This is a genomic window from Micromonospora sp. NBRC 110009 (assembly GCF_030518795.1).
Taxonomy (GTDB): Bacteria; Actinomycetota; Actinomycetes; order Mycobacteriales; family Micromonosporaceae; genus Micromonospora.
In genome coordinates this window covers 5,680,202-5,704,388 of the sequence record NZ_CP130427.1, presented here as the reverse complement: position 1 = coordinate 5,704,388, position 24,187 = coordinate 5,680,202, and the positions used below count along the sequence as shown (strand labels likewise).

At 75.7% G+C, this 24,187-nt stretch carries 23 protein-coding genes; 14 read left to right on the top strand and 9 right to left on the bottom strand.

Annotation, left to right across the window (positions count from 1 at the left end; all coding sequences use genetic code 11):
• The first annotated feature begins 18 nt into the window (after nucleotides 1-18).
• The 10 genes from Q2K19_RS26875 to Q2K19_RS26830 all read left to right on the top strand — a co-directional run bounded on the left by Q2K19_RS26875 (nucleotide 19) and on the right by Q2K19_RS26830 (nucleotide 9,520).
• Nucleotides 19-759 (top strand): ABC transporter permease, encoded by a 741-nt coding sequence (locus tag Q2K19_RS26875; protein ID WP_302764872.1) that lies wholly within the window; start codon nucleotides 19-21, stop codon nucleotides 757-759.
• Between the two features lie 68 nt (nucleotides 760-827).
• Complete coding sequence (locus Q2K19_RS26870; RefSeq protein WP_302764871.1) at nucleotides 828-2,969, top strand: amylo-alpha-1,6-glucosidase; 2,142 nt, start codon at nucleotides 828-830, stop codon at nucleotides 2,967-2,969.
• A 71-nt stretch (nucleotides 2,970-3,040) separates the two neighbouring features.
• Nucleotides 3,041-3,544: a DUF2231 domain-containing protein gene (locus tag Q2K19_RS26865; RefSeq protein ID WP_302764870.1), complete on the top strand. Its 504-nt coding sequence runs from the start codon at nucleotides 3,041-3,043 to the stop codon at nucleotides 3,542-3,544.
• Between the two features lie 32 nt (nucleotides 3,545-3,576).
• Nucleotides 3,577-4,497 carry an NADP-dependent oxidoreductase gene (locus Q2K19_RS26860; RefSeq protein WP_302764869.1) on the top strand — a complete coding sequence of 307 codons (921 nt, stop codon included), beginning with the start codon at nucleotides 3,577-3,579 and terminating at the stop codon, nucleotides 4,495-4,497.
• Nucleotides 4,498-4,553: 56 nt separating this feature from the next.
• Nucleotides 4,554-5,741, top strand: a complete 1,188-nt coding sequence (gene dinB / locus Q2K19_RS26855) for a DNA polymerase IV (protein WP_302764868.1) — start codon at nucleotides 4,554-4,556, stop codon at nucleotides 5,739-5,741.
• An 18-nt stretch (nucleotides 5,742-5,759) separates the two neighbouring features.
• Nucleotides 5,760-6,155 carry a VOC family protein gene (locus Q2K19_RS26850; protein WP_302764867.1) on the top strand — a complete coding sequence of 132 codons (396 nt, stop codon included), beginning with the start codon at nucleotides 5,760-5,762 and terminating at the stop codon, nucleotides 6,153-6,155.
• A gap of 141 nt (nucleotides 6,156-6,296) precedes the next feature.
• Nucleotides 6,297-7,220, top strand: a complete 924-nt coding sequence (locus Q2K19_RS26845) for a hypothetical protein (protein WP_302764866.1) — start codon at nucleotides 6,297-6,299, stop codon at nucleotides 7,218-7,220.
• Nucleotides 7,217-7,672, top strand: coding sequence for an ABA4-like family protein (locus tag Q2K19_RS26840; RefSeq protein WP_302764865.1), 456 nt, complete (start codon nucleotides 7,217-7,219; stop codon nucleotides 7,670-7,672). Before Q2K19_RS26845 ends, Q2K19_RS26840 begins: the two co-directional genes overlap by 4 nt.
• Nucleotides 7,673-7,676: 4 nt before the next feature.
• On the top strand, nucleotides 7,677-8,897 hold the full coding sequence (locus Q2K19_RS26835) for a sensor histidine kinase (protein ID WP_302764864.1): 1,221 nt from the start codon (nucleotides 7,677-7,679) through the stop codon (nucleotides 8,895-8,897).
• Entirely contained in the window at nucleotides 8,894-9,520 is a 627-nt protein-coding gene (locus tag Q2K19_RS26830; RefSeq protein WP_302764863.1) for a response regulator, read from the top strand. The genes Q2K19_RS26835 and Q2K19_RS26830 overlap by 4 nt, the downstream gene beginning before the upstream one ends.
• A gap of 72 nt (nucleotides 9,521-9,592) precedes the next feature.
• On the opposite strand, the gene Q2K19_RS26825 is transcribed toward Q2K19_RS26830, so the two are convergent.
• The 5 genes from Q2K19_RS26825 to Q2K19_RS26805 form a co-directional block, all read right to left on the bottom strand.
• On the bottom strand, nucleotides 9,593-10,306 hold the full coding sequence (locus tag Q2K19_RS26825; protein WP_302764862.1) for an RraA family protein: 714 nt from the start codon (nucleotides 10,304-10,306) through the stop codon (nucleotides 9,593-9,595).
• A gap of 97 nt (nucleotides 10,307-10,403) precedes the next feature.
• A complete protein-coding gene (locus tag Q2K19_RS26820) occupies nucleotides 10,404-11,576 on the bottom strand; it encodes a low temperature requirement protein A (RefSeq protein WP_302764861.1) in 1,173 nt (390 codons plus the stop codon).
• Nucleotides 11,577-11,816: 240 nt separating this feature from the next.
• Complete coding sequence (locus tag Q2K19_RS26815) at nucleotides 11,817-12,491, bottom strand: YoaK family protein (RefSeq protein ID WP_302764859.1); 675 nt, start codon at nucleotides 12,489-12,491, stop codon at nucleotides 11,817-11,819.
• Nucleotides 12,492-12,660: 169 nt separating this feature from the next.
• Nucleotides 12,661-14,001 carry an FUSC family protein gene (locus Q2K19_RS26810; RefSeq protein WP_302764858.1) on the bottom strand — a complete coding sequence of 447 codons (1,341 nt, stop codon included), beginning with the start codon at nucleotides 13,999-14,001 and terminating at the stop codon, nucleotides 12,661-12,663.
• 109 nt (nucleotides 14,002-14,110) lie between these two features.
• Nucleotides 14,111-14,863: a dienelactone hydrolase family protein gene (locus Q2K19_RS26805; RefSeq protein WP_302764856.1), complete on the bottom strand. Its 753-nt coding sequence runs from the start codon at nucleotides 14,861-14,863 to the stop codon at nucleotides 14,111-14,113.
• A gap of 124 nt (nucleotides 14,864-14,987) precedes the next feature.
• On the opposite strand from Q2K19_RS26805, the gene Q2K19_RS26800 reads away from it, so the two are divergent.
• The 4 genes from Q2K19_RS26800 (at nucleotide 14,988) to Q2K19_RS26785 (ending at nucleotide 17,511) form a co-directional block, all read left to right on the top strand.
• Nucleotides 14,988-15,326, top strand: a complete 339-nt coding sequence (locus Q2K19_RS26800) for a hypothetical protein (RefSeq protein ID WP_302764854.1) — start codon at nucleotides 14,988-14,990, stop codon at nucleotides 15,324-15,326.
• A gap of 127 nt (nucleotides 15,327-15,453) precedes the next feature.
• Nucleotides 15,454-16,185, top strand: coding sequence for a L,D-transpeptidase family protein (locus tag Q2K19_RS26795; protein WP_302764852.1), 732 nt, complete (start codon nucleotides 15,454-15,456; stop codon nucleotides 16,183-16,185).
• Nucleotides 16,186-16,247: 62 nt separating this feature from the next.
• Nucleotides 16,248-17,084: a DUF2809 domain-containing protein gene (locus Q2K19_RS26790; protein ID WP_302764850.1), complete on the top strand. Its 837-nt coding sequence runs from the start codon at nucleotides 16,248-16,250 to the stop codon at nucleotides 17,082-17,084.
• A gap of 148 nt (nucleotides 17,085-17,232) precedes the next feature.
• Nucleotides 17,233-17,511 carry a hypothetical protein gene (locus tag Q2K19_RS26785; protein WP_302764848.1) on the top strand — a complete coding sequence of 93 codons (279 nt, stop codon included), beginning with the start codon at nucleotides 17,233-17,235 and terminating at the stop codon, nucleotides 17,509-17,511.
• Nucleotides 17,512-17,535: 24 nt separating this feature from the next.
• On the opposite strand, the gene Q2K19_RS26780 is transcribed toward Q2K19_RS26785, so the two are convergent.
• Genes Q2K19_RS26780 through Q2K19_RS26765 form a run of 4 tightly spaced genes read right to left on the bottom strand, consistent with a single transcriptional unit; the run spans nucleotide 17,536 to nucleotide 24,149 of the window.
• A complete protein-coding gene (locus Q2K19_RS26780) occupies nucleotides 17,536-18,192 on the bottom strand; it encodes a DUF3105 domain-containing protein (RefSeq protein WP_302764846.1) in 657 nt (218 codons plus the stop codon).
• Nucleotides 18,185-18,814, bottom strand: a complete 630-nt coding sequence (locus tag Q2K19_RS26775; protein ID WP_302764844.1) for a flavoprotein — start codon at nucleotides 18,812-18,814, stop codon at nucleotides 18,185-18,187. Before Q2K19_RS26775 ends, Q2K19_RS26780 begins: the two co-directional genes overlap by 8 nt.
• Nucleotides 18,796-21,012, bottom strand: a complete 2,217-nt coding sequence (locus tag Q2K19_RS26770; protein ID WP_302764843.1) for a peptidase domain-containing ABC transporter — start codon at nucleotides 21,010-21,012, stop codon at nucleotides 18,796-18,798. Before Q2K19_RS26770 ends, Q2K19_RS26775 begins: the two co-directional genes overlap by 19 nt.
• Entirely contained in the window at nucleotides 21,000-24,149 is a 3,150-nt protein-coding gene (locus Q2K19_RS26765) for a type 2 lanthipeptide synthetase LanM family protein (protein ID WP_302764841.1), read from the bottom strand. Before Q2K19_RS26765 ends, Q2K19_RS26770 begins: the two co-directional genes overlap by 13 nt.
• Nucleotides 24,150-24,187: the final 38 nt, after the last annotated feature.

The following is a 24,187-nucleotide window of genomic DNA, read 5'->3' as shown; positions in this document are numbered from 1 at the left end:
TCGGAATATGATCATCGGGTGAGCGGCGGCACCGTACCGATCGGCCCGACACTGCTCGTCGCCCTCACCGTCCTCACCCTGGCGGGCGCGGCGGTGATCCGGTTCAGCGGTCTCGGCCCGGGCCGGACCATCCTGACCGCGGCGGCCCGGGCCACCGTCCAGCTCGGCGGCGTCTCGCTGATCATCGTCGCGGTGCTGGCCGCGTGGTGGAGCACGGCGCTCTTCATCCTGCTCATGTACGTGGTCGCCAGCGTCACCGCGCACCGGCGGATCGGGCCGGCCGGCCCGCGCCGGGTCGCCCCGCTCGCCATCGCCGTCGGGGTGGCGCCGAGTCTCGCCGTACTCCTGGCCAGCCGGGCCCTGCCCGCGACACCGCTGGTGGTGCTGCCCACGGCGGGCATCCTGATCGGTGGGGCGATGACCGCGACGAGCCTGGCCGGCCGGCGGACCCTGGACGAGCTGCGCACCCGGCACGGCGAGTACGAGGCGGGGCTCGCCCTGGGGCTGCTCCCCCGCGACGCGGCGCTGGAGATCTGCCGGCCGGCCGCGGGGCAGGCGCTCGTCCCGGCGCTGGACCAGACCCGGACGGTCGGGCTGGTCACCCTGCCGGGCGCGTTCGTCGGGGTGCTGCTCGGCGGGGCGGGACCACTGCAGGCCGGGGCCACCCAGTTGCTCATCCTGCTGACCCTGCTGGCGGTGGAGGCGGTGGCGATCGCCATGGTCGTCGAGTTGATCGTCCGGGGGCGGGCCGCGGACTGACGGGCGAGGCCGGACCGGGGCACCCCGCCTCGGGTGTACCGGGAGCGGCACCGGGTACAGGCCGCCCGATGACCAGGGTCCGCAACCTGCGCGTCCGGCCCGACCTGCTCTACGTGGCGAGCGGGTGGAGCACGCTGGTCACCGACGTGCGGGGCCGGATCGGCGGCACCGACCCGCAGGGCTTCTTCGCCGGCAACACCCGGGTGCTCAGCCGGGAACGGATCACCGTCGACGGCCGGGAGCCGGTGCCCTTCGCCACCGGGAACGTCCGGGGTCACGCCCAGCTCTCCTACGCGGAGCTGGGCGCCGGGGAGGAGCTGCCGTCGCGCGCGGCGTACCTGCTGACCGAGCGGTTCGTCGGTCCGGGGCTGCGCACCCGGCTCACCGTGGTCAGCTACTCCCAGCAGCCGCTGCGGTTCGCGCTCGGGATCCGCGTCGAGGCGGACTTCGCCGACACCAGCGAGGCGGAGGCGGGCCACCGGCTGCAGGTCGGCGAGGTCGGCGCCGGGTGGGACCCGACGGCGGGCGAACTGCGCCTGACCTACCTGCGCGACGACCTCGACCGGGCGGTCGCGGTCCGGATCCGCGCCGACACCCCGGTGGCGTACGACGACGGGACGATCACGGTCGACCTGGCGGTGCCGCCGCGCGGTAGCGCCTCGATCGACCTGCTGGTCGAGCCGATCTTCGACGGGTCCCGGCTGCCCGCTGCCCCGGCGACGTTCGCCGAGCCGGACGACTCCGCCGCTCGGGCGCGGGCCCGGCTGGTCGGGGAGCTGGCCGACTTGAGCAGCAGCAACTTCGACGTGACGGCGGCGTGGCGGTGCGCCACACACGACCTGGCGGTGCTGCCGCTCGGCGAGCCGGCCGGCCCGGCCGCGCCGATCGCCGGGCTCCCCATCTACCAGGAGATCTTCGGCCGGGACACGATGACCGCCTCCTGGCAGGCGCTGCTGGCCGGCCCCACCATGCTCGCCGACAGCCTGCGGCTCAACGCCCGCCACCTCGGGCAGCGGCTGGACGACTGGCGGGACGAGGAACCGGGCAAGCCGCTGCACGAGGCCCGGCAGGGGCCCGTCTCGGTGCTCGGGCTGAACCCGTTCAGCCGGTACTACGGCGACTGGTCCACCGCGCCGGACTTCCTGGTCTTCCTCGGGCAGTACCTGGCCTGGACCGGTGACCTGGACACCGTGCGCGAGCTGCTGCCCACGGCCCGGCGGGCGCTGGCCTGGATCGAGCGGTACGGCGACCCCGACGGCGACGGCTTCCTGGAGTACCACTGCCGGTCCCGGGCGGGGCTGAAGAACCAGGGCTGGAAGGACTCCGACACCGCGATCGTCGACGAACGCGGGCAGGTGGTGCCCAACCCGATCGCCACCAGCGAGCTGCAGGCCTACTGGTACGCCGCCCTGCGGCACGCCGCCGCGGTGTTCACCCTGACCGGCCACCCGGCCCGGGGCGCCGCCCTGCTGGCCCGGGCCCGGGCGCTGCGGCGGCGCTTCCACCGCGCGTACTGGCTGCCGGAGCGGGGCTGCTACGCGATGGCGCTCGGGCCGGACAAGCAGCCGGTCCGCTCGACCAACTCCAACGACGGGCACCTGCTGACCACCGGCATCGTGCCCGTCGCGGCCGCCGCGCGGGTGGCCGACCGGCTGCTCGCGCCGGACATGTTCAGCGGCTGGGGGGTGCGCACGCTCTCGGCCGACCATCCGGCGTACAACCCGTTCAGCTACCACCGGGGCAGCGTGTGGCCGGTGGAGGCGGGCACCATCGGCCTCGGGCTCGCCCGGTACGGCTGCTGGGCGCAGCTGCACCGGCTCGCCGAGGGGATGTTCGCCGCGGCGGCGCTCTTCGAGGACCACCGGCTGCCCGAGGTGCTCAGCGGCCTGCCGCGCGACCCGGCTCACCCGCACCCGGGGGTCTACCCGAACTCCTGCTCCCCGCAGGCCTGGTCGGCCAGCGCCATCATCGCGCTGGTCCAGGCGCTGCTGGCGCTGCGGCCGGCCGCGCCGCTGCGCACCATCTTCATCGACCCGCACCTGCCCGAGTGGCTGCCGGACCTGCGGCTGGAGGGCGTGCGGGTGGGCGGCGCCACGGTCGACCTGACGGTGCGGCGGCGGCGCGGCGGGCGGACCTCGGTGAGCACGCGCGGCGACCGGCTGGTGGTGGTCCGGCGCGCCCCGCGGCAGGCCATCTCCCGGCGGCGCTGACCGGGCCAGGTGTAGCCGGGCCGCGGCGGGGAATCCGGCCCCGGCCTGGGGCCGTAGACAGGAGGATAGGCATGGAGAGTCGTGCGAAGGCGATGGGACACGGGATCCACCCCATCCTGATCGTGTTCCCGTTGGGGCTGCTCGCCACCTCGGTGATCTTCGACATCCTGTACCTGATCACCGACCGGACGGGCTTCCAGATCTCCGCCGCGTACACCATGGGCGCCGGCATCATCGGCGGCCTGGTCGCCGGCGTGTTCGGCCTGATCGACTGGCGGGCGATCCCCGCCGGCACCCGCGCCAAGCGGGTCGGCGCGGCGCACGGCCTGGGCAACGTGGTGGTCCTGGTGCTCTTCGCGGTGAGCTGGCTGCTGCGCCGCAGCGCCGACAACTGGGACCCGAACGCGTTGGCGCTGATCTGCAGCTTCGCCGGCATCGTCCTGGCCGGGGTGACCGGCTGGCTCGGTGGTGAGCTGGTGGAGCGGCTCGGGGTGAGCGTGAGCGACGAGGCGAGCGTCAACGCGCCCAGCTCGCTGCACCGGTCCACCGGCCGGCCCCGCGCCCGCGGCGTCTGACCGCCGCGACGGCGACGGGAAGGGAAGCACCGATGGAGGCGATCACGCTGGACGCCGAGGGGGCCGCCCCGACGCTCCGCGACGACCTGGCCCGGCCCAGCCCCGGGCCGGGCGAGGTGCTGGTCCGGGTGCGGGCCTCTTCGATCAACGGCTTCGACAAGAAGGCCGCCGCCGGGATGATGCGCGGCGCGATGGAATATCGGTTCCCGGTCGTGCTCGGCAAGGACTTCGCCGGCGAGGTCGAGGCGATCGGCGGAACCACGAGCCGCTTCCGGGTGGGGGACCCGGTGTTCGGCGTGGTAATGCGGTCGTACCTGGGCGACGGGGCGTGGGCCCAGTACCTGACCGCCGGCGACCAGTACGGCATCACCCGGCTGCCCGAGGGTCTCGACCCGTCGGCCGCGGGCGCGCTCGGGCTCGCCGGCGCCACCGCCCTCGACGCGCTGGCGGCCGTCGCCCCCGGACCGGGCGACACCGTGCTGGTCGCCGGCGCCACCGGCGGCGTCGGCGCGTTCGCCGTCCAGTACGCCCGGGCGGCCGGGGCCCGGGTCATCGCCACCGCCCGCCCCGGCCCGGCCGCCGACGTCGTCCGGGAGCTCGGCGCCGACGAGGTGGTGGACTACACCGGCGACCTGGCCGCCCAGGTCCGGGCGGTCGCCCCGGACGGTGTCTCGGCGGTGCTGCACCTGGCCGGCGACGGCGGGCAGCTCGCCGGCCTGCTCGCCGCGGACGGGCGGCTCGCGTCCACCATCGGCTTCGGCCCGGACCAGCACCCGGCCGCCACCTCGATCATGGGCAGCCCGACCGCGGAGGCCCTCGACCGGCTCGCCGGCGACGTGGTGGCCGGGCGGGTGCGGGTGCCGATCTCGCACCGGTACGAGCTGGCCGAGGTGCCGCAGGCGCTCGCCGACTTCAGCGGCGCCCTGGGCAAGCTTGCGGTCACCGTGCCCTGACGGCCGTTCGGCGAGGTCACGGCGGCATTTCCGAACACCTGTGCGAAGATGTGGAGGTGTCGAGCGACGCCACGATCCTGCACGCCGACCTGGACGCGTTCTACGCCTCGGTCGAGCAGCGCGACGATCCCCGGCTGCGCGGCCGGCCGGTCATCGTCGGCGGCGGCGTGGTCCTCGCCGCCAGCTACGAGGCGAAGGCGCGCGGGGTGCACAGCGCGATGGGCGGCCGGCAGGCCCGCCGGCTCTGCCCCGACGCGGTGGTGGTGCCGCCGAGGATGGCCGCGTACACGGCGGCGAGCCGGGCGGTCTTCGACATCTTCCGAGGGACCACCCCGCTGGTCGAAGGACTCTCCATCGACGAGGCGTTCCTCGACGTGGGCGGGTTGCGCCGCCTCGTCGGCCCGCCCGCCGACATCGCAGCAGCGCTGCGCCGGGAGGTACGCGACCGGGTCGGCCTGCCGATCACCGTGGGCGTGGCGCGGACGAAGTTCCTCGCCAAGGTGGCCAGCGGGGTGGCCAAGCCCGACGGCCTGCTGGTCGTAGCGCCCGACCGCGAGCTGGCGTTCCTGCACCCGCTGCCGGTCGAGCGGCTGTGGGGCGTCGGCCCGGTGACCGCGGCGCGGCTGCGCGAGCGGGGCATCCGGACCGTGGGCCAGGTGGCCCGACTCGACGAACCGACGCTGGTGTCGCTGCTCGGCGCCGGAGCGGGCCGCCACCTGCACGCCCTGGCGCACAACCGGGATCCGCGCGCGGTGCAGGTCGGGCGGCGGCGCTCCTCGATGGGCGCCCAGCACGCCCTCGGCAACGGCCCGCACTCCCCCGCCGAGCTCGACGCCGTGCTGGCCGGTCTGGTCGACCGGGTGACCGGGCGGATGCGGGCGGCCCGCCGCACCGGCCGTACGGTGACCCTGCGGCTGCGCTTCGGCGACTACACCCGGGCGACCCGCTCGCACACCCTCGGCAAGGCGACCGCGCAGACCGGCCCGCTGCGGGACGCGGCGCGGACGCTGCTGCGGGCGGCGCTGCCGGAGATCGAGGTCCGGGGCGTCACCCTGGTCGGGGTGTCGGTGGGCAACCTGGACGACGGGCACGTGCAGCTGACGCTGCCGTTCACCCGCGATCCGGGCGCCGAGCTGGACGCGGCGGTGGACCAGGTGCGGGACCGGTTCGGCGCGGCGGCGCTGACCCGGGCGGTGCTGCTTGGCCGGGACCCGGGTTTGGAGATGCCCCGCCTGCCGGACTGACCTGATACGGTCCGCCCCGTGTCGATCTTCCGTTCCCCGCAGGTGATCCTGTTCAGCGAGGACGTGAGCCGGGCGGCCGCCTTCTACGCCGGGCTCGGCTTCACCGAGGTCTTCCGGGTGCCCACCGAGGGCGAGCCGATCCACGTCGACCTGGTGCTGGACGGCTGTCGGATCGGCATCGCGTCGGTGGCGTCCACCCGGGACGACCACGGCCTGGACCCGGTGCCCTCCGGGCAGCGGGCGGCGGTCATCCTCTGGACCGACGACACCGCCGCCGCGTACGAGAAGGTGACCGCCTCGGGCGCGCCGGCCCTGGCGGCCCCGCACGTCTGGCTGGACCGGCTGCTGATCGCCTGGACGGCCGACCCGGACGGCAACCCGGTCCAGATCGTGCAGCACCTGCCCGCCGGCTGACCGGTCGCCCGCGGCCGGCCGCCGCCGGGCAATCTGCGGTTCGCCTCCTCCCTCGGTAGGAGGCGGCGCTCCGACCGTCGGCCGCAACCGGGGCCCGCGGTCGGGCGCGCTGCGGCCCCGGCGTCGCGAGCATCTACAGGCATGACTACTGTTCTGCGCCGGGCGGCACACTGGCACCGCCCCCTGATGCTCTTCGTCTCGGCGATGGCGCTGCTCGCCGTCGTCTCCGCGGTCGGGGTCCTCGCCGACCCGCGCATCCTCACCGGCGTGCCGATCTGGCTCAAGCCGTTGAAGTTCTCGGTGTCCTTCGTGCTCTACGGGACCACCCTCGCCTGGATGCTCTCCCTGCTGCCGCGCCGCAGCCGGACCGCGGAGCGGGCTGGCACGGTCATCGTCGCCATGTCGGTGGTGGAGATGGTGGTGATCGTCGGACAGGTGCTGCGCGGCACGACCAGCCACTACAACGAGACGACCCCGATGAACACCGCGCTGTGGCAGACCATGGGCGCCGCCATCATGGTGCTGTTCGTGGCGCACGTCGTCATCGGGGTCGTGGTGCTGCGCCAGCCGATCGCCGACCGCACCGGCCGGTACGCGGTCGGGCTGGGGCTCGGCCTGACCCTGCTGGGCATGCTGGCCGCGGTGCCGATGGTGGCCGGCGCGGAGACGGGGATCGAGGGGGTCGCCGGGGCGCACAGCGTGGGCGTGCCGGACGGCGGGCCCGGTCTGCCGCTGGTCGGTTGGAGCACCACCGGCGGAGACCTGCGGATCGGGCACTTCGTGGGGCTGCACGCCCTGCAGGCGCTGCCGATCCTGGCGATCCTGCTGACGCGGTGGGGCACCCGGCTGGACGAGCGGACCCGGGTGCGGCTGCTGGTCGTGGCGGGCGCCGCGTACGGGGCCCTGACCGTCCTGGTTACCTGGCAGGCGCTGCGCGGCCAGCCGCTGCTGCGCCCGGACGCGCTCACCCTCACGGTCGCGGCGAGCCTGGTGGTGGCGACCGCGGCGGGCGTCGGCGTGGTGGTGGCCCGGCGCCGCCGCCCGGAGCTGGTGCTGGCCGCATGACCGGGATGCTGTTCACGCTGACCTTCGCGATGGCCGCGCCGTTCTTGGCCCTGATGATCCTGCTGCCGCGCTGGTCCTGGACCGCCCGGATCATCGCCTCGCCGCTGATCGTCGCACCGGTCCTGGCCGGCTACGCAGCGCTCGTCCTCCCGGCGCTCGGCGACGTGCTGCCCGCCGTGACCTCGCCGACCCTCGACGGCGTACGCGACCTGCTCGGCACGGACGACGGCGCGGCGGCCGCGTGGGCGCACCTGGTCGGGTTCGACCTGTTCGTCGGCCGGTGGGCGTGGCTGGACAGCCGGGAACGGGAGCTGCCCGCGCTGGTCATGGCGCCCGTGCTGGTGCTGACCATCCTGCTCGGACCACTCGGGCTGGCCAGTTACCTCGCCGTCCGGGGCCGGTGGGCCGGGGCGACCGTGACCCCTGCGCCCGTGCCGCACCACCTAGGCTGAAGCCGTGGGCTGGGTGGGACGCCTGTTCGACGCGCGCGACACGCTCGCGCGGATGCTGCTGCTCGACCTGAGCGGGGTCGGTTACCTGGTCGTCGGCATCCACGGCACGCCGACGGCCGCGCAGTGGACCCTCGCCGTGGTCGCGTTCGCCGTCGCGCTTGCCCTGCACCGCCGGCCGCTGGCCAACCTGGTCGGCCAGGCCGCGCTGCTGGCGGTCGCCTTCGGCCTGGTTGAGGACACCACGATCAACCAGGTGGGCGCGAGTTGGGCGCTGCTCGAGCTGACCATGTCGGCCCGCCGCTCGCGCACCATCTGGCTGGCCGGGGCCGTGCTGGCCGCGATCGACCTGACCGACTCGATCGGCGATCCGCCCCGGCGGTTCGCGTCCGGCCTGTTCGGGCTGATTGTCGAGGTCGGCGTGCCGTTGCTGCTCGGCCTGCTCATCCGGACCACCCGGGAGCTGGGCCGGCAGGCCGAGCAGCGGGCGGCGGAGCAGCAGCGCCGGCGCGAGTCGGAGGAGCGGGCCGCCCGAGCCGACGAACGCGGGGCCATCGCCCGCGAGCTGCACGACGTGGTCGCGCACCACGTGGCGTCGATGGTGCTGCGGGTCGGCGTGGCCCGGCACGTGCTGACCGACCTGGACCCACGGGTCACCGAGGTGTTCGACGACGTGCACGGCACGGGAAGCGCGGCCCTGGCCGAGCTGCGCCGGCTGGTCGCGGTGCTGCGCGACCCCGACGGGGTGCGCGGTGACGCGGCGTTGACCGCGATCGAGCCGGCCGCGGTGCCGGCGGCGCTCGACGCCGCGGTCGACCGGGCCCGCCAGGCGGGGGTGACGGTGGAGGCGGACGTGGACCCGGCGGTCGGTGCGCTGGACGCGGTGCGGGGGTTGGCGGTGCTGCGGCTGACCCAGGAGGCGTTGACCAACGTGGCCAAGCACGCCGGCACGTCCGCGCGGGCACGCCTGACGGTGTCGGTGGTCGACGGGGCCGTCCACTGGGAGGTGTCGGACGACGGGCGCGGTCGGGTGCCGGCGGCGGTGCCGTCCGGGGGCGGCCACGGCCTCACCGGCATGCGGGAGCGCGTCGCGGTGCTCGGCGGTCGGCTCGAGGCGGGCCCGAGCGGCACGGGTTGGCGGGTCCGCAGCACACTCCCGGCGCCGGCACCTCCCGCCGCTGCGCCGGCGCCCCGTGCGGTGGCCCCGAGCGAGCCGGAGCCGGCATGATCCGCGTGCTGCTGGTCGACGACCAGCACCTGATCCGTGCGGGCCTGCGCATGCTCTGCGACGCCCAGCCGGACCTGGAGGTCGTGGGCGAGGCCGACAACGGCCGCGACGCGATCTCCCTCGCCACCCGGCTCATCCCCGACGTCGTCGTCATGGACCTGCGCATGCCCGGCGTCGACGGGATCACCGCCACCAGCCGCATCCTGGCCGACCGGCCGGCCACCCGGGTCCTGGTGCTGACCACCTTCGGCGACGACGACCACCTCTACCCGGCCCTCACCGCCGGCGCGTGCGGGTTCCTGCTCAAGGACGCACCCCCCGCCGACCTGCTGGACGGCATCCGCCGGGCCGCGGGCGGCGACAGCCCGTTCAGCCAGGAGGTGCTGCGGCGGCTGGTCCAGCGGGCGGTGCACGCCCGCGCCGACACGCCCCGGCCGGTGCAGGGGCTGACCGCTCGCGAACGGGACGTGCTGGACCTGGTGGCGGAAGGGCTGTCCAACACGGAAATCGCCGACCGGCTCCACATCGGCGTGACCACCGTCAAGACCCACATCACCAGCCTGATGACCAAGACCAACAGCCCCAACCGGGTGCGCCTGGCCCTGTACGCCCGGGGGGCCTGAGCCCTTCAGGGAGGAGCCCGCCCCGATGCTGACCCTCGACGACATCCGCCGGCACGCGACGCCGGCTGACCCTCACTCCTCGATCGCGCCGCCCACCGCCCGCAGGTGCTCCCGGAAGGTCAGCGCCGGGTTCTCCGCCCGACCGGCCAGGTAGGCGCCGAACCCGACCTGGGCGCGCAGCGGCTCCCCGGACCGGATCCGGTCGGCCTGCCGCCGCTCGGTGTCGCGGATGGACTCCGCCAGGTCGAACAGCTCCCCGACCCGCTCCCCCGGCAGGAACAGCACCCCGTCCTCGTCGGCCAGGGCGACGTCCTCGGGCCCGACCGTCCACCGCCCCACCTGCGCCGAGGTCACCGCGTCGGCGGGCCGCGGGTCGAGGCGCTGCGGGCCGGTGGGGGTCGCGCCGAGGCTGAACACCGGCAGGCCGACCGCCCGGATGTCCACGGTGTCGCGGTGCAGGCCCCACACCACCAGGCCGGCCAGCCCGGCGGCCCGTGCCTCCAGCACCACCAGGTCGCCGACGCACGCCTCGTCCGTGCGCCCGGCGTTGTCCACCACCAGCACGTCCCCCGGCGCGGCCCGGTCGATCGCCTCGAGGAAGATGTCGACACTGCCGACGTGCCGAGTGGGCAGCACGCGTCCGGCCATCCGGCCGCCGGCGACCACCGGCCGCAGCTCGGCCGGGGCGCAGCGCACCGGCACGCCGGCCCGCAGGCAGGCGTCGGCGACGTGGGTGGTGGTCAGCGCGGCGAACCGGCGGGGCAGCTGGTCCGGGTCCAGGCTCATGGCCCGACCGTAGCCAGCGCGGGTCGCCAGCGGAGGGGCCAGTTCCCGGTTCGTGGCCTGCCCGGCCAGCACCCCGTCGCGCCCGGGCCGGGCCCGGTCAGCCCGGCTCCTCCCCGTCGGCGGTGGCCCGGTCGCCGTTGCCGGAGCGCACCCGCGCCGGCCGCTCGGCGAGCACGGCGGCGATCAGGATGGCCGCGAGCACGGCCAGCGCCACGGCCGGCGGCAGCACCGGCCCGAGCGGCAGCGGGAGCAGCACCGCCACGACGACGGCCAACTGTTCCGGCCGGACCACCTGCCCGGAGAGGCGGCGGAAGAGCAGGCGGCCGGCCAGGTAGAGCGCGGTCCCGCCGTACAGCGCGACGGCGGCCGACCAGCTCAGCGTCTCGTCACCGGCCTCGTGGGGACGGGCCACGTGGTCGAGCACCTGCTCCACCCCGAGGGCCAGGTAGATGACCCCGGCGATCAGCAGCAGGTGGGTCTGGCTGTAGGCGTCCGCCGCGATCCGGTCACGCCGGCCTCCGGTCGCCTCGGCGAGGATGCGGGTGGCGGCGGGCGAGGCGTGCTCGAAGTAGAGCCACCACAGGCAGACGGTCACGGCCAGGCCGAGCAGGGCGACGCCGAGGACCCGTGGCGCGATCACCGCCGACCCGACGCCGACTCCGGCGGCGACCAGCGACTCGCCGAGGGCGATGATGAGAACGAGCCCGTGTCGCTCGGTGAAGTGGCTCGCCCCGCGCAGCGGCCAGGGGCCGCGCCAGACGTACGAGAGCCGTTGCCCGCCGATCTCGATCACGAACGCGACCACCCAGAGCGCGGTGTGCGCCGCTCCGCTCAGCAGCGCACCGAGCAGGAGCGGGCCCCAGCCGACGGCGCTGACCGCGGCGAAGAACCGGATCCGCGCCCGCAGCCCGGGAACGGTGCCCGCCGCCCAGTGGGTCAGCACCAGGTGGACCACCCGGAGCAGCACGTACGCCAGCGCCACCACCAGCGGGCCGTCCAGGCCCGGCCCGGGCGACCAGGCCTGGGGCATGACCAGCGCGGCCACGAACAGCGCCGCCATGGCGACCAGGAACCCGGCGCGGACCACCCCGACGTCGGCGGGCGTCTGATTGCCCAACCAGGCGAACGACGACCAGGCGAACCAGAGCAGCACCAGCAGGAGCAGCCCCTGCGCCATGGCCACCGGGGTGGGCGGCCGCCCGATCAACGCCATGATCCGGGTGAGCGCGAAGACGAACACCAGGTCGAAAAAGATCTCGAACGGCGTCACCGCGCGGTCCGGGCGCGCGGGCACGGGTGGTCGCGCCCACGCCGGAGGGTGCCGCGCGCTGTCGCGCCCCATGCCGCTGGCCTTCCCGCCGCCCGACCGCTCGTCGCTGCCGACGTTAGGTCGGGCCGACCGGGGCGGCCGGGATATGGCGAAACCAGCCGCCGTCACCGGCCCGGCCCCTCGCGGTCCGGTCCGGCAGTCGCTTCGGGGCCCGGTGTCCGCGTGGGACGGCAGCCGCCCTCATCGCGCGGCGCGCAGCACCACGGCCAGGACGGCCGCCACCAGCACCGCGGCCGGCGCCGGCGCCCAGCCCGGCGCGACCCGCAGCAGCACGGCGCCGCACGCCGCGCCGGCCAGCAGCCCGATCAGCCGGCTCAGCCCGCCCCGGATTGCGGCGACCCGGTGCGGGTCCAGCAGCGCGTGGCGCACCACGTCGGTCAACGAACCGGTGAGGTACGTGGTCGAGGCGCCGGGCATTCCCGCGCCGAGGGTGAGCGCGCTCTGCGTGCCGCTGGCCGCCGCGGCGGCGCCCAGCAGGGCCAGCCCGGCCGGGTAGCCCGGCCGCGCGTCGGTGGCCAGCCAGCCCGCCGTCACCACGACCAGCAGCGCCACCTCGGCGGTTGCCACCGCCGCCGTCCGCCGCCGCCATCCCTGCGCGGCCCGGCGCAAAGCGAGACTGCCGCCGGCGACTCCGGCCGCGTACCCGCCCACCGCGACGGCTCCACCGAGCACGGCGCGGATCTCCCCGGCGGCGAGGGCCCGACCGACCTGCACCAGGTTGCCGGTGATCACGCTGGCGAAGAACCCGCCGAGCCGGGTCACGCAAACCACGTCCAGGACGCCGGACGCCACGGCGAGCACCACCAGCAGCCGCCGGACGGTCGGCGGCGGCACGGCCGGGCCGCCCGCGCTCATCGGGCTGCGGCCCGCCCCGGCGACCCGGCGCGGCGCCCGTGCCCGCCGGTGGACCGGCTGTCCCGCCGCCCGGCCCGGTCGCGGTGGTCTGGCCTCGGCCGGCCCCGGAACCAACGGCACGACCAGGACGGACACCGCTTGCCGTCGCAAACGGGGCATCTGCTGCGCATCAGCCCGCTCCTGGCCGCTCGCGGCGAGGCTGTCGGTCCTCCCGCCGCTGGCCGCGATGCCGGCCGTCGGTCCGGCGCCTGATCCGGCTCCGGCGCCGGGCCTGCGGGGTGTGGCGCCGGGGCCGCATCATGCGCGCCCGCGCGGGGGGACGCAGCTGCGCCTCGCCCGCCCCGGCGGCCTTGCGCACGATCGTGTTGGCGTCCTCCGGCTCGCATCCGGTGGCGCGCAACAGCTCGCTGTCCGCCGTACGCAGGTCGGTGATCATCGAGTCGCCGAACGAGCGAACGCCCTGTGCCCAGGCCCGGCCGGCCAGCTCGGCGCTCTCCCGGATCAGCCGGCGGGTGCCCGCCATGTCCTCGCTGGCGCGGCACTCGCGACCGAGTTCCCGCACGGCCTCACTGAGCCGGGCGACGGCGGTGGACAGCTCCGGCGGGATGGGCTCGCCGTACTGCAGGGCGGTGGCGGAACGCCGGGCCACCGACCGCGCGTACAGGATCAGCCGCTCCAGGTGCTCGATCGCGTGGGCGTACCGGTGGAACTGGGCCCGCCGGCGCCACCGCGCCGGGGCGATGGTCACCACCTCGTCGGCCCCGCTGACCGCCTCGTTGAGCCGGGCGACATCCGCGTCCAGCGCGCGCAGGTCGTTCAGCGCGCGTAACGCGGCGTCGGCGTCCCGGGCGGCGAGGGCCCGGGCGACGGCGTCCAGCTGCCCGGTGAGGGTGCCGATGACCGGCTCGACCGCCTGGTCCAGCACCCGCAACGGGTTCACCGGGAGCAGCAGTGCCACCACGAACAGACCGACCAGGCCGCCGACCAGGGCGTCGAAGATGCGCGGCACCTCCAGGCCGGGTTTCACCGGCGCCAGGGTGGCGATCAGCACCGCCGTACCGCCGGCCTGGCCGACCAGGGCGCCGCCGCGGCCGGCGACCAGCAGCGCGGTCGCGATGGCCAGCGCGACCACCAGCCCGGTCTGCCACGTCCCGGTACCGAGCAGGAAGCGCAGCAGATCGCCCACCAGGATGCCCACGCCGACGCCGACCAGCAGTTCGAAGGTGCGGCGGGCCCGCTGGCCGATGGCGGTGGCGATGGTGCCCACCGCGGCGGCGGGCGCGAAGACGTGCGAGCCGGGCCCGAGCACCCGCTGCGCGAGCAGGGCGGCGAGCGCGGCGGCCAGTCCGGACTGCGTCGCGATGATCATCGTGATGCCCAACTGCCGCAGCCGCACCCGGCCGGCCTGTCCGCCCTTGTTACGCACCCGGTCCACGGCCCGGCCGCCCAGGGTGGCGAGCCGGGCCACGGGTGAGCGGGGTGCGTCGGCGGCGGAGCTGTCCTCGGGCATGGCGGCGATTACCCGGCGCGGCGAGGGTGAATCGTCCGGTTGTGGCGCAATCAGGTAGCCCGAAGGGGCGGGCATGGCCCACCCGGCCGACCGGGATCCGCCGCCCCCGTCAGCGGCCGAAGGTGCGGTCGAGCAGGTCGAACAGGGCGGCCCAGTGCCGCTCGGTGGCCTGTTCGTCGTACATCGGGGTGTCCGACTGGGTGTAGCCGTGCCGGGCTCCGGGGTAGACCTCGGAGCGGTAGCGCACGCCGGCGGCGTCCAGGGTCTTCTCCAGCGTGGCGATCTGCTCGGCGGTCATCGACGGGTCCTGGTCGGCGTGCCCGAAGTACAGCTCACCGGTGACCGCGCCGACGGCCAGGTGCGGGCTGTCCGGCGCCTCGGAGACCACCCGTCCGGCGTGGAACGCGGCCGCCGCCGCGATCCGGTCCGGGTGCGCCTCGATGGCGCGCAGCGCGTTCGTGCCGCCCATGCAGTAGCCGGTGATGGCGACCGGTCCGGCCGCGACGTCCGGCTGGCCGGCCAGGAAGCCCAGGTAGGCGGCGGTGTCCCGGGCCACCACGTCCCGGGTGAGCGCCCCGATCATCGGGGAGAGCTGCTGGAACAGCGCACCGCGCTGCGACTCGTCACCCAACCCGGAGAGGTCGACCAGCGGCGCCCGGCCGAACCGGTGGAAGAGGTTCGGCACCAGCACCAGATAGCCGCGGGCGGCGATGGTCTCGGCCATCTCCGCCATCCGGGGCCGCAGCCCGAACGCGTCCATGAAGACCAGGACGGCCGGGAAGGGACCGTCCCCGTCGGGCCGGACGAGGTACGCGTCCGCCACGCCGTCGCCGGTCGGGACGTCCACCGTCGTCGTCTGCACTGTGACCTCCTTGCGCTGCTCGTTCCGCCGAGCACGCTACTCCCGGCGGGTGGGTCCGGCTCGCCGAGGCCTTCCCGTCGAGGCGGCGGAACGGCATGCTGGGTGGATGGGAGAGGTGCGACCGATGCCCAGCTTCGGTGACCTGTTCGCCGACCTGCGGGGCGAGGACCGGACGTTGCGGGTCAGCTACCACCCGGACCGCGGCGCGGTGGTGCTGTCGCTGTGGAGCGGCACCATCTGCCGCGGCTCCTTCCGGATGCCGACCGACGATGTCGACCGCCTCCTGGCGCTGCTCACCGACGTGCGGCGGGCCGCCACCCCGACCCCGCCGGACGCGGACGACGCCGCGCCGGAGCCGGCCGCCGTCGAGGGCCCGGCCGAGGAGCCGGCGCCGTCGGTGGAGCGCACCGGCGACATCTCGGCGCACCGGGTGGCGCTCCTGCCGACCCCCCGGGTCGCCTGACCCGGCGGCGCCGCCTCCCGGGACCACCGCCGCCACCGGACAATGCTCCACAACCGACAGCGGACGGGGCAGCCGAACGACGCCGTGGCGAACTACCGTCGGAACAGGAGTTCCGAAGGGAGGAAGCATGCTTCCCGTCTCACCACCCACCACCCGCCGCCCCGGTCGCGCCGCGCTCGGGATGGCCCTCCTCATCACCGCCGGCCTGACCGTGCCGGCCACCCCGGCGGCGGCCGGCGGCACCACCGGCGGCGGCACCGTCGCCACCGTCACGGTCGCCGTCACCAGCAGCCAACCGACCCTGCGTCAGGGGTCCCGGGGCGCGGCGGTGACCACCCTGCAACGCCGGCTCACCGCGCTGCACTACGACGTCGGCGGCGTCGACGGCATCTTCGGGCCGTCGACCTACCACGCGGTCGTCGCGTTCCAGAAGGTCAACAGCCTCAGCCGGGACGGCATCGTCGGGCCGCGCACCTGGACCGCCCTGGCCCACCCGGTCGTGCCGAAGCCGAAGTACTCGCACAGCGGGTACTCGGTGGAGGCCAACCTGACCCGGCAGGTGCTGTACCTGGCGCGCGGGGGGTCAGTCGTACGGATCCTGGATGCGTCCAGCGGCAAGGCCAGCACCCCGACCCCCACGGGCAACTACAAGGTCCTGCGGCGCATCGACGGCTGGCGGCAGAGCGACCTCGGCCTGCTGTGGCGGCCGAACTACTTCTACCGCGGCTACGCCGTGCACGGCGCGACGTCGGTGCCCACGTACCCGGCCAGCCACGGCTGCGTGCGGGTGCCGATCCCGGCCATGAACCGGCTCTGGTCGACCATCGGCGTCGGCACGCCGGTGCACATCTACCGCTGAGCCGGTCGCGACGGCGGCCCACGGGGCATCCCGGGGGCCGCCGTCGTCGTACCATCCGGCTGGTGTCGATCCGGTTGCGCCTGGTGGCGCTGCTCGCGGCGGCCGTCGCCCTGACGGTGGCGCTGACCGTCCGCGCCCTCGCCGACGGCGGCCTCGAGCAGTACTCCGGCACCGCCCTCTACGCCTCGATGGTGTACGCGGGGGTGCTGTTCGTCCGGCCGCGGCTGGCCCCGGTGCCGGCCGGGGTGGCGGCCATCGCCTTCTGCTGGGCGATGGAGACCTTCCAGCTCACCGGCGTGCCGGCGGCGCTGTCGGCGCGCAGCCTGCTGGCCCGGCTGGCGCTCGGTGTGCAGTTCGACCGGATCGACCTGCTCTGGTATCCGATCGGCGTGGTGCCCCTGGTCGCGCTGCATCTCCTGCTCCGCCGCCGTCGGCCGGCGCTGTTTGGTGTGGTGGTGGCGGGGAAATCGCGGCATCCAGCCGAGAGAAGGGCCCTGAAGGTGGACGACAACAAGTTCATCGGCCTGGTGGCCAAGCGCACGGGGATGTCGACGGAGGAGGCGACGGCCGTCGCCCGGGCCACGCTGACCACCCTGGCGGAACGGATCGACGGTGGCGAGGCGCGTGACCTGGCCGACCAGCTTCCCGAGGGCCTGCGGGCGTACGCCTTCGGACCCGGCGAGACCGCGGAGCGGTTCGGGCTCGACGTCTTCGTCGAACGGGTCAGCGGTCGCGCCGACGTCGACGTGGACCAGGCGAAGGACGGCGTGACCGCCGTGTTCGACGTCCTCCGCGAGGCCCTCTCGCCCGCCGGGTACGAGCAGGCCGTCTCCCAGCTCCCAGGGGAGTTCGCGGAGGTCACCGACCAGACCGCGCCGTTCGTGGAGCGCACCCGCTGACGACGGAGCCGAGCCGGCCGCCACGCCATCCACCGGGGCCGGCGCGCGAGGCCGGGCGTGTCAGCGAGCCGCCGACGGATCCGGCGTACGCATGACCGCGGCGAGGGCGGGTACGCAAGGCGCTCGCGTAGATCACCGGGGGGCTGCGATGACCGCCAGCTGGGACGAGCAGGCCGATCCGCTGCGTCGACCGCCGGAAGCCGACGCGCAGGAGCAGCAGCAGGACGAGACGGTGGTCGGCCCGCCGGACACGGTGACGGACGCCGTGCCCGAGGCGTCCGAGGCCGACCTCGCCGAACAGGGCGCGCTGGCGCCACCGAGCGATCGGACCGACCTGGCCGGCGCGGTGCGCGACGGCACGAATCCCGCCGACGCGGTCGAGCAGAACCTGGAGATTCCCGTCCCCGACGAGGACCGCCGGGACTGAGCCCTCCGTCGGCCGGCGCCCGGGTCACATCCCGGTCGGTTCCGGGGAATCGCCCGGCGGGTGCGCCCGGACGAACCGTTCCACCGCGGCGCCGCTCACCGCGGCGCAGAACTGCCGGTACCCGGCGGCGGCGCCCCAGTGCGACAGGGCCAGCGGACGGCCGGCCGGGAACTCGCCGTACCCCGGGTCCCACGGCGCCACCACGAACCTGCCTCCGTACCGGTCCTCGCCGAGTTTGCGGGCCAGCGCCCGCAGTGCCTCGATCTGGTCGCGGACCAGCGGCTCGACGTACCAGAGGATGGTGTAGCCGTGTTCGAGGTTGTGCACCAGGATCTCGATCGCCGGGCGGTCGCGGGTGGTGTAGAACCGGCGCACGGCCGGGGCGGGCACCACGAAGTGCGGCCCGGAGGAGGGCGGGACCAGGTCGTAGCGGATCCGGGTGGCGTACGGTTCGGCGGTGCCGGGGCCGACGTGCACGCCGGCGCCCCGCACCGGGTCGGTCAGCTCCGGGTCGCAGTCGGCGCGGTCGAGCGCGACGCCGATCTCGGCGGCGGGCCGGCGGGCGGGCGAGTCGGCGTACGCGCGGACGAACGGGATGATCGCCACCACCAGGAGGACGGTGCCGAGCGCGGTGACCACGGCGGCGATCCGCGGCCCGGTCAGGCTTCGCGGCTCAGCCACGGGATCCTCCCGCCCGGCGCAGGTGCTCGGCGGCCCGTTCCAGCACCACCTCGACGGGCGGCATGCCGCGGCCGGCCAGGGTGCCGGTGCTGAGGGCCAGCACCGGCACCGGAGGCACCACCACGTATCCGTCGTCGCGCAGCCGCGCCACGTTGCGCTGCACCGCCGAGCGCTGCCACATCGCCGCGTTCATCGACGGCACCAGCACGACGGGCGCGGCCGCGGCGAGGAGGCAGGTGCCGACCAGGTTGTCCGCGATGCCCAGGGCCGCCTTCGCCAGGGTGTTGGCGGTGGCGGGCATGACCAGCACCAGGTCCGCCCAGGCGGTCAGGGCCAGGTGCGGCACCTCCGTCGTGGCGTCCTCGTCCACCAGGGCGGGGTGTCCGGTGAGGAGGGTGAACGAGCGGGCGGGCACGAAGCGGGCGGCGGCGGGGGTGAGCACGACCCGCACGTCGAGGCCCAGCGCGTGCCGCATCACCATGATCGACTGCGGCAGGGTGAGGACGTCCGCCGAGCCGCAGGCCGCCACGAGGACGCGGCGGGCCGGGAACGCCCCGGCGTCGGGCGGTGGCTTCCCGGCCGGCTGATCCTGCGCAGCGGTGGTCACGGTACGGGTAGCCACGGTTCGCCTCCCGGCACGGCTGTGTCGTCGTCGGTCAGTTGGCAGCGGACCAGGTCGGCGTAGACGCCGTCGGCCCGCAGCAGGTCCTCGTGGCGGCCCCGCTCCACGATGCGCCCCTCGGCGACCACGAGGATCTGGTCGGCGTTGCGGACGGTGCTCAGCCGGTGCGCCACCACGATCCGGGTGCAGCGCAGGGCGGAGATCGCCCGGTCGACGCGGCGTTCGGTGGCCACGTCGAGGTGGCTGGTCGCCTCGTCGAGCAGCAGCACGGCCGGTTGCCCGGCCACGGCCCGCGCGATGGCGAGCCGTTGCCGCTGCCCCCCGGAGAGGGCCTGGCCGCGCTCGGCGACCTGGGTGTCGTAGCCCATCGGCATCGCCGCGATGTCCTGGTCGATCGCGGCGACCTCGGCGGCGGCGCGGATCGCCGGCATGCCGACGCCCGGGTGGACGAGGCTGACGTTGCGCCGGATCGAGTCGCGGAACAGGTAGCTCTCCTGCAGCACCACGCCGAACTGGCGGCGCAGCGCGGTGGGGTCGATCCGGGACAGCGGCACCCCGTCGAAGAGGATCTCCCCGGTGGTCGGCCGGTAGAGGCCGGTCAGCAGCATGGCGAGGGTGCTCTTGCCGCTGCCGGAGGGACCCACGACGGCCACCTTCTCCCCCGGCCTGACCTCGAAGGAGACGTCACGCAGCACGGGCGGGGCGGTCCCGTCGTAGCGGAAACTCACGTCGCGGACGCTGATCCGGCCGGTGAGCCGGGGCGCGGGCAGGTCGGGGTCGCCGGCCGGCTCGGGTTGCGCGGCGAACACGTCGCGCAGGCGTTGCAGGTGCGACACGACGGACTGGAGCACCTGGGCGCTGGCGACCAGGGAGGCCAGCGGGGTGAGCGCGGACAGGGCGAGGGCCTGCAGGCCCAGGGTCTGCCCCAGTCCGGCGCCGTCGAAGAGGCGGCCGGTGCCGAGCCAGAGCAGGGCGAGCGGGCCGGCGAGCTGGACGCTCGCGGTGATGTTGGCGACGGTGGCGGCGAGCCGGTTCTGCGCCACATCGGCGTCCAGCGCGGTGGTGTAGCGGCGCAGCCAGCCGTCGAAGACCTGCCGCTCGGCGCCCATGGACTTCACGGTGGCGATGCCGGACAGCGCCTCCATCAGCGCGCTCTCCGCGTCGGCCTGCACGGTGAGGTGGCGCTGACCGAGCCGCAGCAGGCGGCCGTTGACGACGGCCACCGCCACCACCTGGGCGATCCCGATCGCCCCCGCCAGGCCGGCGAAGGCCAGGTCGGTGGCGAGCAGCACCGCGAAGTAGGCGATCACCAGCACGCCGTCGATCACCGCGGTCAGCACCTGGGTGGTGACCAGTTCGCGCAGCAGGATGCTGCTGGACAGCCGCTGCATGAGGTCGCCGCTGGCCCGTTGTTGGAAGAACGCGTACGGCAGCCGCAGCAGGTGCCCGAAGAGCCGGGTCATCAGCGCGGCGTCCACCTTGGCCTGGAGGGTGACCAGGAGCCGGGACCGCAGGTAGGCGACGCCGAACTGGGTGAGAACCAGCGCCGCGATGGCCAGCGCCAGGTACGGCATGAGGGCGGTCTCGCGGGCCGGCATGATCTGGTCGAAGGCGACCGTGGTGGCCATCGGCAGGGCCAGCCCCAACGCCTGGAGGACGAGGGAGACGGTGAACGCGGCGCCCAGCCGGGGCAGGAACGGGCGCAGCAGCGGGCGGGCCCGGCGCAGCCGGGCCAACGGCCCGGGGCGGACGGCCGGCGGTTCGGGCTGCACCTGCGGGTCGCGGGTGAAGGTCAGCACCGTCCCGGTGAAGCCGGCGGCGAACTCGGCCGGGGTGAGCAGCCGGCGCCCGAGGGCCGGGTCCAGCACCCGGACGCCCCGTTCGCCGACGTGTTCCACCACGACGAAGTGGGCGTTCTCCCAGTGCGCCACCGCGGGCAGGGGCAGGGCGCCGACCTGGGCCGCGCCGGCCCGGAAGGCGCGGCCGGCCAGCCCGAAGCGCGGCCCGGCGGCCAGCAGCGCCCGCGCGGTGACCCCGTCGCGGCCGATGTCGAGCCGCTCCCGTACGCCGGCCAGGGTGGCGCGGACGCCGTGCCACCGGGCGACCATCGTCAGGCACGCGGCGCCGCAGTCCGCGTCGGCCATCTGCAGCACCAGCGGCACGCGGCGGCGCAGCGCGCCAACGGTCAGGCGGCCCATCGCTGCTCCTCGGGCTGCGGAGCGGTCGCGGGCGGGGCCAGCAGGAGCACCGACGGCACCCGGTCGGGCGCGGCGAGCCGCAGCAGGGCCAGCCCGATCCCGGAGAGGCCGGTCATCAGCTCGGGCGAGGCGAGCCCGGCCGGGTTCGCGCAGCGCCAACCGCCGGCGAGGCCGTCGCGGAGCACCGCGGTGGCCGGGGCCACCGCGTGTCTCGGGGCGGCGGCCAGCAGCAGGTCGAGGTTGCCCAGGTCGCCGTGGCACAGCGAGTGGTTGCGGCCGAAGCCGGCGGCGAGCGTGGCGCGGACCGCGGTGCCGATCTCGCCGTCGAGGACGTCGTCCGGGCCGAGGGCGTCGCGCAGCAGCAGGCGGGACAGGCCGATCCCGGGGGCGCCGTGGCACCAGGTCGTCCCGCACTCCCCCGGCCGGCGCAGGTCGGCCCAGTTGCCCTGAGCGGGACGGAACAGGCTGCGGTCGTAGGCGAGGGCGCGGGCGGCGGCGTCGGTGTACCGGCGGTCGCCGGTCAGCCGCCCGGCGTGGGCCAGCGCGGCGGCGATCCCGGCCGCCCCGTGGGACAGCCCGCCGAGCGGGGCACGGGACGCGGTTCCGGACGGGTGGGCGTAGCGGTCGGCGGCGGCGATCAGCCGCTGCGCGGCGGCCCGCACCGCGGGTCGGGCCCGGTCGGGGTCCAGGCCGGCGCGGGCCACGGCGAGGACGGCGCCCGCGTACCCGTCGACCAGGTCCGGGGTCTGGTCGACGCCGGCCAGGGTGGTGACGCGTTCCAGCGCCGCGTCGACGACGGGGGTGAACCGGCGGGTCTGCCAGAGGGCGCCGAGGTGCGCGAACGTGTGGAGCAGGCCGCCCCAGCCGGTGTATGCGCCGACCCGGTGATCGGCGATGCGCCGGTCGAGGATCCGGGTGGCGAGCCGGGTGGCGGCCCGCTCGGCGAGGTCGGTGAACCGGTGCTCGCCGGTGAGCCGGCCGACGTGGGCCAGGAACAGGGTCACCCCGGCGACGCCGTCGTAGAGGTGAGGGCCGAGGGGTGCCGGCGCCAGACGGTCCGGGTCGGCGGTCGCCGGCGTGAGGGCGAACCAGGTCGGTTCGGCGCCCGGGCCGGCCAGGCCGGCCACGGTGTCGGCCACCGCGACCGCGGCAGCCAGGTACGCCCCCGGCGGTGGCACCGGCGCGGGCGGCTGATCCGCCAGCCGCCAGCGCACCCGGGCGTGCGGGGCGTCCGCCGGATCGGCCTGGGCGGCGAAGGCGGCCTGGACCAGCCAGCGCTGCCGGGCCAGGTCGGCCCGACCGAGCCGGGCGAGCCGGCACCGCGCCTCGTCGAGGCCGGACCGGGCCAGCAGCCCCGGCAGGCGCTGTCCGTGGCTGGTCCACAGGTCGCGGGAGTCCACCGTGGTGGTGAACATGGGGACGTCCCGGCGGGCGAGGTCGGCGCGTTCCGCGGCGACGGTGGCGGCCAGCAGCGGCAGGTCGGCGGTGCCGGACCAGAGCCAGTCGTGCAGTCGTTCGGTGTCCAGGCCGTCCTGCACCGCGTCGGTGTGCAGGCCGGCGTCGCGCAGCCGCAGGTAGGTCCGGGTCGGACGGAGCACGACGCGGATCTCGTCGGCGGCGAACGCGGTGAGCGGGCCGCCCGGTGCGAGCAACTCGTCCCGGATGTCGGTGAGCAGGTGGTACATGCTGTCGAAGCCGTCCAGCACCTGCGGCAGGTACGCCGCGACCTCGGCCGCCGCGCCGGCCGCCAGCGGGTCGGCATGGTGCGGGTCGTGGCGGTGGTCGGGCGGGCACACCCGCATCTCGTCGGTCCCTTCGCCCTGCCACACCGAGCAGGTGCAGGTCTGCCCGGCGGGGGCGGCCGCGTCGTCGGCCCGGGGCAGCAACCCGACCGCGAGCACCGAGTCGGCGATCGCGTCGCCGCCGTCGCGGGTCGTCGCCGCGCGGGTGACGGCCGGGGTGAACACGGTCTCGAGGTCGACCAGCACGGGGTGTTCGCCGTGGCCGATCAGGTTCTCCCGGTGGCAGTCGGTGGCGCCGAGGGCCTGGAGCAGGGCCAGCAGCGCGCCGAACCGGTGGGCGAAACGGCGGTGGCCGCCGGGTGTGTCGGGTGCGACGGCGGCCACGTACTGCGCCCAGCCGTGGTCGCCACTCGGCAGGACGGTGAAGGTGTGCAGGTCGGCGCCGCGCTGGTTGAGCCAGCTCAGCAGGGCTTGGAAGCGGGCCTCGACGGCGACCGGCCGGGGTTTGTAGACCAGTCGCAGGCCGCTGTCGAACGCCGCGAGCAGCACCCGGCGGCCGTCACGGTGCGGGTCGCCGGTCTCCCGTACGTCGGTGAGGCGTCCGGGGCGGACGCCGCCGTGGAACGTGGCACCGAGCAGGTCGGCGTCGCGGCGGAGCCGGGTCAGGAACTCGACGGTGCGGTCGGCCCAACCGCGGGTCAGCTCGTACGCCTGGCGGGCCAGGACCGGGTAGTCGGCCAGCAGGGTGAGGGCGGCGTCGGGCGCCCGGTGCCGCTGGAAGAAGGCGGCGTAGCGCTCCCGCGCGGTGTCGCCGGGTGCGGCGGCGCGGAGCCGGTCGATGTTCAGTTCGAGGACGACGGCGCGGCTGAGCAGCACGACCAGTTCGTCGAGCAGTCCGGTCAGGCCGAGCCGGTCGGCGTCGGGCGGGATCAGGTCGGGCGCCTCGTCGGCGAGCTGCCGGGCGTGCCGGGCGACCCGGGCCCGGGCCGCGGCGACCAGCGGGGTGACCAGGACGAGTGCCGGGTCCAGCGGCCGTCCGGGCAGCAGCCCGGGCTCGATCTCCTCGGTCGGTGTCGTGCGGTAGCAGTCGAGCAGGCGGTCGATCCACTCCGGCGTGCGGCCGAGGCGGGCGGCGAGCCGGGCCGGGGACTCGTCCAGGAGCGCGAGTAAGGTCTGCTCGTCGAGACCGTCCGTGGCCAGCCGGCGGTGCCAGTCGGCGTCGTCGGTGAAGGCGCCGCCGGTACGCCAGCGGGACAGCCGCCACCGGGCCCGGTCACCGGGGTGCGGCTGCTCGGGCAGGGCCGCGGCCAGCCGTTCCGTGATGGTCGACGCGGCGGTGAGGCGCTCCGCGAGGGCGGCGGTCGGTGCGGCGGCGGGGTGCGGGGAAGTCGACATGCGGCGCTCCAGCTTGGTCGGGCGGGACGGTGGGGTCC